Annotated in this window: 11 protein-coding genes; 6 read left to right on the top strand and 5 right to left on the bottom strand. The window is 71.0% G+C overall.

Annotated features, from left to right (window positions below; genetic code table 11):
* Positions 1 to 3: 3 nt before the first annotated feature.
* Positions 4 to 1,503 carry a CdaR family transcriptional regulator gene (locus ASF68_RS08620; protein ID WP_056009314.1) on the bottom strand — a complete coding sequence of 500 codons (1,500 nt, stop codon included), beginning with the start codon at positions 1,501 to 1,503 and terminating at the stop codon, positions 4 to 6.
* Between the two features lie 73 nt (positions 1,504 to 1,576).
* On the opposite strand from ASF68_RS08620, the gene ASF68_RS08615 reads away from it, so the two are divergent.
* The 6 genes from ASF68_RS08615 to ASF68_RS08590 all read left to right on the top strand — a co-directional run bounded on the left by ASF68_RS08615 (position 1,577) and on the right by ASF68_RS08590 (position 9,730).
* The gene (locus ASF68_RS08615) at positions 1,577 to 2,716 is read left to right on the top strand and encodes a DUF917 domain-containing protein (protein WP_056009312.1); all 1,140 of its coding nucleotides are present in this window, start codon (positions 1,577 to 1,579) and stop codon (positions 2,714 to 2,716) included.
* Positions 2,713 to 4,317 carry a hydantoinase/oxoprolinase N-terminal domain-containing protein gene (locus tag ASF68_RS08610; protein ID WP_056009310.1) on the top strand — a complete coding sequence of 535 codons (1,605 nt, stop codon included), beginning with the start codon at positions 2,713 to 2,715 and terminating at the stop codon, positions 4,315 to 4,317. The genes ASF68_RS08615 and ASF68_RS08610 overlap by 4 nt, the downstream gene beginning before the upstream one ends.
* A gap of 131 nt (positions 4,318 to 4,448) precedes the next feature.
* The gene (locus ASF68_RS08605; protein ID WP_056009308.1) at positions 4,449 to 6,035 is read left to right on the top strand and encodes an ABC transporter substrate-binding protein; all 1,587 of its coding nucleotides are present in this window, start codon (positions 4,449 to 4,451) and stop codon (positions 6,033 to 6,035) included.
* Between the two features lie 2 nt (positions 6,036 to 6,037).
* The gene (locus tag ASF68_RS08600; protein WP_082498545.1) at positions 6,038 to 7,078 is read left to right on the top strand and encodes an ABC transporter permease; all 1,041 of its coding nucleotides are present in this window, start codon (positions 6,038 to 6,040) and stop codon (positions 7,076 to 7,078) included.
* 4 nt (positions 7,079 to 7,082) lie between these two features.
* Positions 7,083 to 8,930: a dipeptide/oligopeptide/nickel ABC transporter permease/ATP-binding protein gene (locus ASF68_RS08595; protein ID WP_056009306.1), complete on the top strand. Its 1,848-nt coding sequence runs from the start codon at positions 7,083 to 7,085 to the stop codon at positions 8,928 to 8,930.
* Complete coding sequence (locus ASF68_RS08590) at positions 8,927 to 9,730, top strand: ABC transporter ATP-binding protein (RefSeq protein ID WP_056009304.1); 804 nt, start codon at positions 8,927 to 8,929, stop codon at positions 9,728 to 9,730. The genes ASF68_RS08595 and ASF68_RS08590 overlap by 4 nt, the downstream gene beginning before the upstream one ends.
* A gap of 30 nt (positions 9,731 to 9,760) precedes the next feature.
* Here ASF68_RS08590 and ASF68_RS08585 read toward each other — a convergent pair whose 3' ends face one another.
* The 4 genes from ASF68_RS08585 to ASF68_RS08570 all read right to left on the bottom strand — a co-directional run bounded on the left by ASF68_RS08585 (position 9,761) and on the right by ASF68_RS08570 (position 14,190).
* The gene (locus ASF68_RS08585; protein WP_082498544.1) at positions 9,761 to 11,122 is read right to left on the bottom strand and encodes an MFS transporter; all 1,362 of its coding nucleotides are present in this window, start codon (positions 11,120 to 11,122) and stop codon (positions 9,761 to 9,763) included.
* A gap of 140 nt (positions 11,123 to 11,262) precedes the next feature.
* Entirely contained in the window at positions 11,263 to 12,261 is a 999-nt protein-coding gene (locus ASF68_RS08580) for an ABC transporter substrate-binding protein (protein WP_056009302.1), read from the bottom strand.
* A 61-nt stretch (positions 12,262 to 12,322) separates the two neighbouring features.
* Positions 12,323 to 13,165, bottom strand: a complete 843-nt coding sequence (locus ASF68_RS08575; protein ID WP_235526772.1) for an ABC transporter ATP-binding protein — start codon at positions 13,163 to 13,165, stop codon at positions 12,323 to 12,325.
* A complete protein-coding gene (locus ASF68_RS08570; protein ID WP_056011636.1) occupies positions 13,162 to 14,190 on the bottom strand; it encodes an iron chelate uptake ABC transporter family permease subunit in 1,029 nt (342 codons plus the stop codon). Before ASF68_RS08570 ends, ASF68_RS08575 begins: the two co-directional genes overlap by 4 nt.
* Between the last annotated feature and the right edge of the window lie 14 nt (positions 14,191 to 14,204).

Raw genomic sequence — 14,204 nt, 5'->3', positions numbered from 1 at the left:
TTCCTACGGCATGCCGATGAGGCGCACCCGACAGGCGAGTTCGGCCGCGAAGCGCACGTCGGGATCTGCGAGGTCGAGCTCGAGCGACTGCTCGATGCGGCGGATCCGATAGTTCACCGCGTTCGGGTGGAGGTTCAGTTCCGCCCCGGCGCGCACGAGCGAGTTCCGGTGGCTGAGGTAGGCGAGGAGCGTGCGGACCGCGATCGCCGCGCGCTCCGGCCCGAGGTCGTCGAGCGGCGACAGGATGTCGTCGAGCAGCGTGCGACTGAGCGGTGAGGCGTAGAAGTCGAGGAGCACCCGGCGCAGCCCGGTGACGTCGGTCGCCTCCATCGTGCCGAACCGACCACCCGCGATCGCCGCCTCAGCCGCGACTCTGGCCTCCGTCGCCGACTGCCGCAGCCCGGCGGCCCCGCTCTGCGGCGTGCCGAGGCCGACGGTGAACGTCCACTCGGGCCCGGCGACCGACGACGCGTGCGCGACGATGCGCTCCATGACGTCGCGGAGGCGCCGCTGGTGGTCCGCTGCACCGAGCTCCTCCGAGGCGATGACGACGATCTCGTCGCGGCGCATCGCCAGGTGCCACTGCTCGTCGCGTTGGTCGACGAGCTGCAGCGCGAACAGTTCGACGGAGGGGGCGAGCACCGTCGGCGCCCGTCGGTCCGGGTGGCTCACGTGCTTCGGGGTCAACCACGCGACCGCGTGCGACAGCTGCAGGGGGAGGCCGGCCCGCACGGCGTCCATCGCGAAACCGTCGATGCGGGAGGACTCCGCGAAGATCAACTCGATGATGAGCTCCGCCCGGGACCGCACGGAGCCGAAGCGTCCGTGGAGTTCGCGCTGCAGTGCCCGCGACAGCACCGAGGCGATGACGGGGAGCGCGATGGCGGCGGCGGGGTCGTCGCGTTCGGCGTGCACCCGGCCGATGGGGATCTCGCCGATGCACACGGCGTCGGGTTCGAGCCAGCTCGCGCCGGCGTCCTCGACGAGGGTGACGGGGACGCCGAGCGTGGTGCTCGCGACCTCGAGGATCGCCTCCCGGACGCCGACGCCGGAGGCCTGCTCCGTCTCGGCCGCCGAGGCCGCGATGACGCGCTGGATCGCGAACTCCGCCCGCGACATCGCTTCCTCCGCGCCGCCGCGGATGGTGCGGTCCATGAGCACGGCGAGATCGGAGGCGATGCCCTGGCTCATGATCACGGGGAGGCCGCCACGGCCCGCGAGCGCGCGCGAGGTCTCGGCGATGGGGAACTCACCGACGAACAGGAGCGCCGCACATCCCGCCGCGATCGCCCGGCGGATGGCGATGTCCACCTGATACGGCCGGGGGACGGCGCCGTCGGGGGTGGTGACGACGGCGATGGCGTGCTCGGTGGCGTCGTTGAGTTCGTCGAGGGCGAGGATCTCGACGCCGGTGACGAGGACGTCGGCCGGGGAACCGGCGACGCAGCGAGCGCCGAGATGTTCGGCTTGGAGGATGACGTCCGCGACGGTGACTTGGGCCATAAGCACATTCTGCCCCGATTGTGTGGGCTGCGGGAACATTGTCGTGATTCCGACCCCTGCCTACGCTCGGTACATGTCAACGAACCACCCCGCCGCGCGGTCCGCGGCGTCGGCCACCCCGGTCACGAGCATCACCCTGGCCGACGTGCCCGCCCTCGCGGCCGGTTGCGCCGTCTTCGGCACCGGCGGCGGCGGCGCGGTGCAGACCCCGCAGCTCGGCGTCGAGATCGCACTCGAGCAGTACGGCCCGGTGCCGGTCAAACAGGTCGCCGACCTCGACGAGCACGACGTCGTCGTCGCGATGTCGGGCATCGGCGCCCCTTCGGTGGGCTTCGAGATGCTCGCGGCGACCGGCCAGGCCGAGATCATCGTCGAGGAGATCCAGCGGCTCACCGGCAAGCGCATCACGACGATCATGGCGACGGAGATCGGCGGCAGCAACGGCGTCGGTCCGGTCGGGTGGGCGGCGAGCCTCGGCCTGAGCATCCTCGACGCCGACGGCATGGGCCGCGCCTTCCCCGAGGCGCCGATGACCGCGATGAACGTCGCGAACCTCCCGCCCGGGTACGCCGTGTTGAGCGACGTGATCGGCAACGTCTCGATCCTGCGGCCCGTCAGCCTGTCGTGGCTCGAGCGTCACGCCCGCGCCCTCACCGTCGCGAGCGGCGCCATCTCGATCGGTGCGAACTACGTCATGGACCGCGACACCGTCCGCGGCGCCGTCATCGAGGGCAGCGTGAGCCGGGCCGTGCAGGTCGGGCGACGGCTGCTCACCGCCACCGACCCGGTCGAGGCGCTCACCGACGAACTCGGGGCCGCGCTCATCACGGGCGGCAAGGTCGTCGACATCGAACGCCGGACCGAGGGTGGCTTCACCCGCGGTTCCGTGACCGTCGAGGGCATCGGCGAGCACCGCGGTCGCCTCACGCGGGTGGAGATCCAGAACGAGAACCTCGTGGTCATGGAGGACGGCGCGGTCATCGTGAGCGTGCCCGACCTCGTGACCATCGTCGACTCGGAGACGGGCGACGCGATCTCCACCGAGATGCTGCGCTTCGGCCAGCGGGTGAGCGTGCTCGCCTGGGCGTGCGACCCGCTGTGGCGGACGCCGCGCGGACTCGAACTCGCCGGCCCGCGGGCGTTCGGCTACGACCTCGACTACGAACCGTTCGGCACGACGAGTGCGGCCGAGACCCTGGGAGCGACCCGATGAACGCCGGCACCAGCACCGTCACGGACACCTCGGGCGAACTCGCCATCGGCATCGACGTCGGTGGGACCAACACCGACGCCGTCGCGCTCGCGGGCAACGGCGAGGTCGTCTCGTGGACGAAGCAGCCGACCACGCGCGACGTCACCGGCGGCATCCGCGCGGCGCTCGCCGACGTCCTCGAACAACTGGGTGACGCCCGTGGCCTCGTGACCCGCGTCATGCTCGGCACCACCCACGCGACGAACGCGATCGTCAACCGCCGTGACCTCGGTCGGGTCGTCGTCATCCGGCTCGGTTCGCCCGCCGCCACCTCGCTCCCGCCCCTCGCCGGGTGGCCGCGGGAGCTGCGCGATGTGGTCCTCGCCGGCAGCGTGCTCGCGGGCGGCGGCCACCTCGTCGACGGCTACCCGATCGCACCGCTCGACCGCGACCTCATCCGGCGCGAGCTCGACGCCCTCGCCGGCACCTTCGATGCGGTCGCCGTCTGCGGCATCTTCAGCCCGTCGTTCCCCGAGCAGGAGCTCGAGGTCGAGGCGCTCGTCCAGGACCACGTCGGGGTCGACGTCCCGGTGTCGCTCAGCCACGAGATCGGCGCGCTCGGACTCCTGGAACGGGAGAACGCGACCGTCCTGAACGCCGCCCTCTACGCGGTCGCCCGCGACGTCACGGCCGCCCTCACCACGGTCGTCGCCGAGGAGCAGCTCGACGCGACCACCTACTTCGCCCAGAACGACGGCACGCTCATGGCCGTCGAGTACGCGGCACGCTACCCGGTCCTGACGATCGGCTCGGGACCCGCGAACTCCATCCGCGGCGCCGCGTTCCTCTCCGGTGCCGACAACGCGATCATCATCGACGTCGGTGGCACCACGAGCGACCTCGGCGTGCTCGTCGACCGCTTCCCGCGCGAGTCGACCCTGCCGCGCGAGGTCGGCGGTGTGCGCACGAACTTCCGCATGCCCGACATCCTGAGCGTCGGCCTCGGCGGTGGCACGATCGTCGACACCGCGACGGGCGTCCCGCGGCACGACTCGGTCGGCTACCGGCTCACCGAGGAGGCGCTGCTGTTCGGCGGCTCCACCCCGACCCTCACCGACGCCGCATCGCTCCAGTTCGGCATCGCCGACCGGGAGCTGCCGCCGCTCGACCGCGCGACCCGCCAGGCACTCGAACACGCCCTCGGGGTCGCCCACGAACGCATCGAGTCCGCCGTGGAACGCATGTCGCTCGGCCGCACGGGCCTCCCGCTCGTCGTGGTCGGCGGCGGCGGGTTCCTCGTGCCGGACTCGGTCCTCGGAGCGAGCGAGGTGCTCCGCCCCGCGCGAGGCAACGTCGCCAACGCGGTCGGCGCGGCCATCGCGCTCGCCGGCGGGCGTTCCGATCAGCTCTGCGACTTCGCCGACCGCGCAGCCGCCATCGAGGAGGCAGGACGCTCCGCGATCGAGAAGGCGATCCAGGCCGGCGCAGACCCGCGCACGGTCGAGGTCGTCGACGTGCTCGAGACCCCCGTCTCGTACGCGACCCGTCCCACCCTCAAGGTCTCCGTGAAGGCGGCGGGTCCGCTCGCCAGGATCGGGACCGCCACGAGACAGCCCGTCTGACGGGCAGCACCAGCCGATTCCCCGCACCACCGCACCGGGCACCACGCATCACAGCCATTCCAGCACGGCACCTCACCCCATCTGATCCGGCCACCCGCGCACCACGGCCACCCGAGTACGAAGGATCCAGCATGAACAGCAAGCAGAAAGCCGCGGCGGCCCTCGCCACCGCGGCGCTCACCGCGGTGGCCCTCACCGCGTGTACCTCCTCGCAATCCTCGGATTCCTCCGGCGAGTACGTCTCCGGCGGCACCTTCGTCACCGCGATGAGCGGCGACCCCGGCAGCCTCGTCCCCATGACGGGGATCAGTCTCGAGGCCCGCGAGATCATCAGCTTCCACTACGAGTCGCTCGTGTACGTCGACGCCGACGGCGAGCTCGTCCCGTGGCTGGCCGAGAGCTGGGAGGAGGACGCCACCTCCATCACGTACACGCTGAAGGACGGCATCACCTGCGCCGACGGCACCCCGTTCACCGCTGAGACGGCCGCGGCGAACATCACGTACAACGCCGACCCGGCCAACGCGACCTTCTACTACGGTGCGCAGGTCTCCGAGCGGATGACCGCGACCGCCGACGGCAACCAGCTCACCGTCACGAGCACCACGCCCGACCCATTCATCCTCGCCAACACCGGCACCGTCGAGATGGTCTGCCAGGCCGGCCTCGACGACCCGGACTCCCTCGTCGAGACGATGAACGGCACCGGCCTCTTCGCGCTGGACAAGGCGACGCCCGGCTCCAGCTACACCTTCACGAAGCGTGACGACTACACCTGGGGTCCAGGGGACGTCACGAGCGACACCAAGGGCCTGCCCGACACCTTCGAGGTCCGCGTCGTCACCGACCCCGGGACCGCCGCGAACCTGCTGCTCTCCGGCGACGTGAACGCCGCGAGCATCGGCGGAGCCGACCAGGACCGCGTCGAGGCCGCCGGTCTCGCCAGCGAGGGTGTGCGCAACCCGATCGGCGAGATGCTCTTCAACGAGCGTCCCGAGCGCCCCACCTCCGACCCGCTCGTCCGTGAGGCCCTCGTCACCGCGATCGACCGCGAGCAGGTCGGCGAGGTCGTCACCGACGGCACCGCCGAGGAGTCGAAGTCGCTCGTCGTGAAGAGCCCGTACCTCTGCGTCGCCGACGGCCCGCAGTGGACGCTCCCCGAGACCGACGTCGAGAAGTCCGGCGAGCTGCTCGACGAGGCCGGCTGGACGCTCGGCTCCGACGGCAAGCGTTCGAAGGACGGCGAGCCGCTGACGATCAAGTTCATCTACGACGCGGCGACCCCGAGCCACGCGGCAGCGGCCGAGCTCGTGCAGCAGACCTGGGACGAGCTGGGCGTCACGACGGAGCTCTCGGGCAACGACGCGAACGCCTGGTCCGAGCAGCTGTTCTCGACCTTCGACTGGGACACCGGCTTCGTCCAGATCGCCCCGGGCGGACCGGTCATCGTGAACACCTTCTTCGGTGGCGAGACCCCGGACAAGGGTGGCAACAACTTCATGTTCGTCGACAACCCCGAGTACGACGCCCTCGCCGAGCAGGCGAAGACGGCCAGCCCTGAGGAGACCTGCGACCTGTGGCAGCAGGCCGAGGCGAAGCTCATCGAGCGGACGGACGTGTTCCCCATCGCCGACGCGCAGGACTTCCTGTACCTGAACGGCGCCGAGGTCGAGCGTCCGAACTTCATCCGCCCGACGAGCATCCGGATGGTCGGCTGATCATGGCGATCCCCTCGACCGTGACCACCGGACAGGCCACGGGCCCCGGCGGCCCGGCGGTCGCGCGTCGAGGGGGTCGTGGTGTCCTCGGCGGACTCTCGCCGCGGACGTCCTTCATCCTCCGACGACTGGGTCGGGTGCTCGTCTCCCTCGCCATCGTCATCGTCGCGACGTTCCTCATCGTGCAGCTCGTCCCGGGCGACCCGGTGCGGGCGGCCCTCGGGAACAGCGCGACGCCGGAGCTCGTGGAGCGCACCAGGGCCGATCTCGGCCTGAACGTGCCCGTCCCGGAGCAGTTCGTCAACTACGTCAGCGGTCTGTTCCGCGGCGACTTCGGCACGGCGATCGGTTCGCAGCGGCCGGTCGCCGACACGATCGCGCAACGCTTCCCGGTCACCCTCACCCTCGCGGTCGCGTCCTTCCTCCTCGCGGCGATCGGCGCCTTCCCCATCGGTGTCGCCACCGCGGTGTCCTCGCGCACCGGCCGTCGCCGCCTCGCCGACCTCGGGGTCTCCGGGCTCCTCGGCGTCCTCATCGCGATCCCGAGCCTGCTGCTCGCCGTCGGCCTCATCGCCGTGTTCAGCATCGGCCTGAAGGTCCTCCCGGCGGCCGGTTGGGGCTCGTTCGACCAGGCGATCCTGCCGGTGGTCGCGCTCGCCGTCGGCCCCATGGCCTACCTGGCACGCATCGTGCACGTCGAGATGCTCGCCGTCCTCGAGATGCCGTACATGACGACGGCCCGCAGCAAGCGACTGCCGACCCACCTGGTCTACCTGCGGCACGCGCTGCCGAACATGGTGACGTCGACGCTCACGATCGGCGGCATCATCCTCACGGGCATGGTCGCCGGCACCGTGCTCATCGAGACGGTGTTCGCCATCCCCGGTCTCGGCACGAGCATCGTGTCGTCGATCACCTCGAAGGACTACCCGATGATCCAGGGCATCGTGCTCGTGTACGCGATGCTCGTCCTCGGCCTCAACCTCCTCATCGACGTCGCACTCGCGACGATCGATCCGCGCTCGTCGATCACGGAGGGCTGAGCCCATGAGCACACCCACCCGCACCCGTCGCTCGCCGCTGCTCGACCGCCTCCGCACCCCGCGCGGGCTGACCGGCGCCCTCGGCGCGCTCCTCATCATCGTCGTCGCGGTCGTCGCCCCGAGCGTGTGGGGGACGGCGGCCGACACGACCTCCGTCGCCGACCGCCTCGCCAGCGCGAGCCTCGCCCACCCCTTCGGCACCGACGAACTCGGCCGCGACGTGTTCGCGCGGGTCATGGTCGCGACGCGGGTGTCCGTGCTCCTGACGCTCGGCGCGACGGCGATCTCCGTCATCGGCGGCGTGCTGCTCGGCGCCGTCGCGACGGTGCTACCGCGACCGCTGCGTCGCCTCGTCACGGCGCTCATCGACATCCTCCTGTCGTTCCCGTGGCTGCTCATGGCGCTGTTCTTCTCCGTCATCTGGGGCGCCAGCGCGACCGGGGCGATGCTCGCCGTCGGCTTCGCGGGCGTACCGACCTTCGCGCGCCTCACCTACACGCTCGCCTCCTCGCTCATCGGACGCGACTACGTGAAGGCCGCCCGCATCGCCGGCGTCGGCCAGGCCGAGGTGCTCGTCCGCCACGTGATGCCGAACATGCTGCCACCGATGCTCGTGAACGCGGCCGTCTCGGCGTCCGGCACCCTCCTCGCCTTCGCCGGGCTGTCCTTCCTCGGCCTCGGTGTCCAGGCCCCCGAGTACGACTGGGGTCGCCTGCTCGGTCTCGGCATCGCCCGCATCTACGGCAACCCGATGGCCGCGATCGGCCCCGGCATCGCGCTCGTCGTGTGCGGCGTCATCTTCACCCAGCTCGGCGAGCTCTGGAACGAGTCGTCGAAGCGGTTGCTCGGCCTGCCGGCCCCAGCCAGACGACGCGGCTCGCGCGCGGCGACCGAGGCCGCCACGGCCGCCGTCCCCACCGAGGAGGCGCCCGTCGTCGAGGTGCGCGACCTCCGCGTGGCGTTCCCCGACCGCGACGGTCGACTCGTCGAGCGCGTCCATGGGATCAGCCTCACGATCATGCCCGGCGAGGTCGTCGGCGTCGTCGGGGAGTCCGGATCCGGCAAGTCGGTGAGTGCGATGGCGATCGCCGCCCTGCTCGGACCGGACTCGTCGGTGCAGGCCTCCGAGCTGACGTTCCGCGGGATCGACATGACCGCACCGCTCACCGCGGGCGAACGGAGCCGCCTGGGCCTCGAACTCGCGATGGTCTTCCAGGACCCGCTCACCTCGCTGAACCCCTCGCTCACCATCGGCAAGCAGCTCCGCGAGACCGTCGAGGTCCACGAGGGCCTGTCGACGGCCGAAGCGACGAAGCGGGCCGAGGCCGCGCTCGAGTCGGTGCGCATCCCGCTCCCCGCGAAACGGCTCAAGCAGTTCCCGCACGAACTGTCCGGCGGGATGCGCCAGCGAGCCATGATCGGGATGGGCCTGATGGGCCGCCCCAAGCTGCTCATCGCCGACGAGCCCACGACCGCGCTCGACGTGACCGTGCAGCGGCAGGTCCTCCGGGTGCTCCACGAGGCGCAGGTGCAGACCGGCGCCGCGATCCTGCTCATCTCGCACGACATCGCTCTCGTGAGCGGCTTCTGCGACCGCATCCTCGTCATGAAGGACGGCCGCATCGTCGAATCCCTCGACGCCGACCGCCTCCACGAAGCCCGTCACCCGTACACCCAGGGGCTCATCGCCTGCGTGCCGGACATGACCTCGGACCGCACCATGCCGCTTCCGGTCATCGGCGCGATGGACGAGGACGACCTCCTGGTCCCTGCCCTTCGACAGGCTCAGGAACCGCTCGTCGACGGGCCGGACGACCAGCCCGTCATCACCACCGAAGGACAGCGCGCATGACCGGTCTCGAGTTCTCCGGCCTCACCGTCCGCTACGGCCACGGCGCGGCAGCCCACACGGCCGTCGACGGCTTCGACCTCACCGTCCGCCCCGGCACCTCCCACGGACTCGTCGGGGAGTCGGGCTCCGGGAAGTCGACCGTCGCGGCCGCGGCCGTCGGACTCGTCCTCCCGACGGCGGGCAGCATCCGCCTGAACGGTGCCGACATCGTCGGACGCTCCGCCGCCGCCCGCCGGGCCAGACGCCGCGTGCAGCTCGTCTTCCAGGACCCGTACTCCGCACTCGACCCGCGCATGCCGATCGGCCTGTCGATCGCCGAGGGCTCCCGCGCCACCGGGCGCTCGTGGAGTCGCGCGGAGCAGCGGTCACGCGTCGGCGAGCTCCTCGAACGCGTGCAGATCGACCCGGACCGCGCCTCGGAGCTGCCGTCCGCCTTCTCCGGCGGTCAGCGGCAGCGCATCACGATCGCCCGGGCGCTCGCCGCCGAACCGGAGGTGCTCATCGCGGACGAGATCACCTCGGCGCTCGACGTCTCGGTGCAGGGCGTCGTCCTCAACCTGCTGCGCGAGCTGCAGCGCGAACTCGACCTCACGGTGCTGTTCATCTCGCACAACCTCGCCGTCGTCAACTACATGTGCGACTCGGTGAGCGTCATGCAGGCCGGCCGGGTGGTGGAGGCGGGCCCCACCTCGACGGTCCTCGCCGCTCCCGAGGACGCGTACACCCGCGAGCTCCTGGCCTCCGTGCCCGTGATGGGCCGCCGCATGACCTGGGACGAGGAGGAGCGGCCCGGCCGGTAGGCCGGGCCGCTCCTGGAACCGGCTCTCGCGTCAGTCCCGCTGCTTGCGCGGCAGGGTCTCCGGGAGGAACGCGATGCCGACGATGCCGATCGCACTGAGCACGAGCAGGTACGCGGCCACGAGCCACGGGGCTCCGCCGCTCGCGGCGACGAGGGCCGTGGCGACGAGGGGGACCGTCCCGCCGACGAGCGCAGCCGGGATCTCGCGGGAGAGCGCGATGCCGCTCCACCGCATCGACGTCGGGAAGATCTCCGCGAGCAGGGCTCCGGAGGTGCCGATCGTGGAGCCCTGGATGACCGCCAGGCCGAGGATCAGGCCGAGCGCGACGACGACCGACTGCTCCGTGTTGTAGAGCAGGAACATCGGGAACGCGTACAGGACCCCGAAGATCGCGGCGCCCATGAGGACCGGCTTCCGACCGATGCGGTCGGCGAGACGGCCGAAGAGCAGCGCCGTCGGGATGGTGAGGACCTCGGCGACGATCAGGCCGATGAGCGCCTCCGTCGGGTTCACCGTCAGGGTGCCCGTGACGTACGACAGCGAGAACACCTGCACCACGTAGACCCACGGCAGCGCGAACGCGAACAGCGCCATCCCGCAGATGATCACGCGCCAGTGCGAGCGGATCGCGCCGACGAGCGGCGCGGAGCTGGTCGAACCGCGCTCCTCGGCGCTCTCGAAGGCCTTCGTCTCCTTCACCCGCAGGCGGAAGTAGAGCGCGAAGGCGACGATGACGACGCTCGCGAGGAACGGGATGCGCCAGCCCCAGCTCTGGAACTGCTCGGTCGGCAGCGCGCTCACCACGGCGAACACGGTCGTCGCGAGGGCCATGCCGACGTAGACGGAGGCGCCGGGGAAGGAGGCGGCGAACGCGCGGTGCTTCACGTCGGCGGACTCGCTCGCCATCGTGATCGCGCCGGCGAACTCGGCACCCGATCCCATGCCCTGGAAGATCCGCAGGACGATGAGGAGGATCGGCGCCCAGACACCGATGGTCTCGGCGGTGGGCAGCAACCCGATGAACGTGGTCGCGACGCCCATGAAGAGCAGCGTGATGAGGAGCGTGGGTTTGCGACCGAGCTTGTCGCCGTAGTGGGCGAAGATGAGGCCGCCGATGGGGCGTGCACCGAAGCCGACCGCGAAGCCGGCGAACGCGCCGAGGAGCCCGGCGAGGTCGCCGGCGCCCGGGAAGAACAGTGGGGCGAAGACGAGTGCCGACGCGAGGCCGTAGAGGGTGAAGTCGTACCACTCGATGACCGTGCCGACGGAGCTGGCGAGGATGGCCCGCCGGCGTTGCACCCGGGAGTCGAGCCCGTCGCGATCGATGTCGCTCTGTCCTCGGACGGTGTCCGTTCCGCGGGGTGCGCTTCCGCGCGCGCTGTCGATGGCCATGGCACTCCTTCGTGTTGGGCGCACCGGGACGGCCCGGACGCCTGAAGAGGCTACCGGCTGCCACGAGGACCGCCCATGTGCCCTCGACACACTCCGATGGGGATTCGGTGCGTCGAGGTCACATGGGCGGATCGGGAGGGTTACAGCGCCTTCGACTCGCGGAGGACGCCGGCGAGCTTCTCCATCTGCTTCGCCTGCGAGGTGTAGTCGAGGGCGGCGGTGTTCCAGGAATGGATCTGACCGGCGACGAGGGCCGGGTGCGAGGCGAAGGTAGCCTGGGCCTCGAGGTCGCTCTGCTGGAAGCCTTCGACGTTGACGAGGAGGACGTCTCCCGTCATCATCTGGGCCGCGTTCTCCCAGCTGTAGATGTCCCAGTAGTAGTAGCCGTCCGGGTTCGCGTTCGTGTACGTCACGCCGAGTTCGCTGTAGAGCTCGGTCTCCGGCTCGTCCTGCGGCTTCACGACGTAGACGCCGTCGGCGTCCGCGTACATCTGCGTGACCTCGAGGTCGGTCTCCTTCGCGGCGGCGGTCAGGTCGGCGGCCGCGGCGTCGTAGCGCTCCTTGGCGGCGGCGATCGTGTCCTCCTCGGCTCCGAGCGCCTCGGACAGCTTGTTGAGCGAGGCGATGACGTCGGCGCCCTTGCCGCCGACCTTGATGGCGACGACCGGAGCGATCTTCTCGAGCTGCTCCTGCTGCTCGACGTCGGCGACCCCGTAGTACGGGCCGGTGAGGTCGAGGGTGCCTTCGCGGTCGGTCGGGTAGAGGCCGGTCACGATGAGGTCGGGAGCGGCCTCGGCGAGCGCCTCGAGGTCGATCTCGCCGTAGCTGTTGCCGACGATCGCGGTGTCGCCGAGGTCGTAGTCGGCGAAACGCGGGTCGGTCGCCACGTCGACGCGACCGAAGACCGCGACGGGGTCGATGCCGTTGCCGTGCAGGCCGAGGGCGTAGTCGGCGAAGCTCGCGACACGCTTCGGCTGCTGGTCGAGCTTGACCGTGGTGCCGGTGTCGTCGGTGTAGCTCCAAGCGCCACTGCTGTCGGCGTCGGATGCGGCGGTGGGGGAGCAGCCGGCGAGGCCGACCAGGGCGAGCGCCGGCACGAGCACGAGTGCGGCGCGGCGAAGGCGTGAAGAGATCGTCATGATACTTAGGATAGCCGAACCTAAGTTACGAATCGATATCGGAATCCCCGAATCGCCCGGATCACTCGGCGTCGAGCGCGATCGCGTCGTCGGGGTCCACGGGCACGATGAGGGGCGAACCGCTGCTCGGGTCGGGGATGACGATGGCGTCGAGGTCGAAGGCCTCGCGGAGGACGGCCGGCGTGAGCACCTCCCACGGCGTGCCGTCGGCGATGATCCGACCGCCGCCCACGACGACGAGTCGATCCGAGTACCGGCCGGCGAGCGTGAGGTCGTGCAGGACCATGACGACGGTGGCGCCACGTTCACGGTTGATCGACCGCACGAGCCGGAGCACGTCCAGCTGGTGGCTGAGGTCGAGGAAGGTCGTCGGCTCGTCGAGCAGGATCGTCGGCGCCCGCTGCGCGAGGACCAGGGCGATCCAGGCACGCTGGAGCTGCCCGCCCGACAGCGAGGCGGTGTCGCGGTCGGCGAGTGTCTCGAGGCCGGTGGCGGCGAGGGCCTCGTCGACGGCGATCGTGTCGGCGGACGTCCACGGCTTGAGCAGGCTCTGGTGCGGGTGCCGTCCGCGCGAGACGAGGTCGCGGACGGTCGTCGCCGACGGGGTGAGCGGCTTCTGCGGCAGGATGGCCAGCCGGCGTGCGACCTCGCGGGTCGGGATCGAGCGCACGGCGCGGCCGTCGAGCTCGACGGTGCCGGCGGTCGGGGTGAGCAGGCGACCGAACGCCTTCAGCAGGGTCGACTTGCCGCAGCCGTTGGCACCGATGAGGGTCGTCACCTGCCCGGTCTCGATGCGGAGGTCGAGCTGTTCGAACACCACCGTCTGCTCGTAGGCGAGCGAGACCCCGCGGGCCTCGAGGGCGGGAGCCGGGTGCGCTTCCGTGGTCATGGCGGGCTTGGTCATGCGGAGGTCTCCCGTTCCTTGCGGCGCGTCAGCAGCCAGATGAGATAGGGGGCACCGACGATCGCGGTGATGATGCCCACCGGGATCTCACCCGGGAGGACGCCGCGGACGAGCGCGTCGCCGCCCGTCACGATGACGGCGCCGAGCAGCGCCGAGGCGAGCAGGGGTGGACGACCGGTGCGCGCGATCCGACGGGCGAGCTGGGGTGCGACGAAGGCGACGAACTCGATCGGCCCTGCGGCGGACACGGCCGCGGCGACGAGCAGGACCGCGCACGCGATGACGATGATCCGGTGCCGTTGGACGGCGACGCCGAGGCCGGTGGAGAGTTCGTCGCCGAGCTGACTGATGTCGAGGCTGCTCGTCTGCAGGACCGCGATCGGCGTCAGGATCACCAGCGCGACGAGCACCGGCCACACGCTCGACCAGGAGATGCCGGAGAGACTGCCGACGAGCCACTGCGCCGCCGCTGCCGCCTCGGTGATCTGCGCGCGGGCGATGAGGTAGCTCGTGATACCGCCGAGCGTCGCGGTGGCGCCGATGCCGATGAGGATGAGTCGGAAGCTGTCGACCCCGCCGCGCCAGGACAGGGCGTAGACGGCCGCGGAGGTCACGAGCGCCCCGATCGCCGCCATGGCGGGCAGTCCGAGACTGAGTGCGCCGGCACCGACGGAGTAGCTGCCGCCGACGAGGACGATCGCTGCGACGGCCCCGAGCGCTGCGCCCGAGGTGACGCCGAGGATGTCCGGGGTGGCGAGCGGGTTGCGGGCGAAGGTCTGGGTGAGCGCCCCGGCCAGGCCGAGGGCCGCGCCGACGAGCAGACCGCCGACGACGCGGGGGAGGCGGAGTTCGAACACGATGAGCTCCTGCCCGCCGGTCCCGCCGCCGAGGAGGGTGGTGATCACGTCGGGGATCGTCAGCGAGGACGACCCTGCGACGATGCCGAGCAGCGCGAACGCCAGCGCGACGACGAGGCAGACGATCGTGACGACGGCGACCCGACCGCGCCACAGGCGACCGAACACGCGGCTGCCTTCCG

It is taken from the genome of Plantibacter sp. Leaf314, assembly GCF_001423185.1.
Taxonomy (GTDB): domain Bacteria; phylum Actinomycetota; class Actinomycetes; order Actinomycetales; family Microbacteriaceae; genus Plantibacter.
Note: the sequence above shows the minus strand (reverse complement) of the source record. Positions and strands in the feature narration are given on the sequence as shown.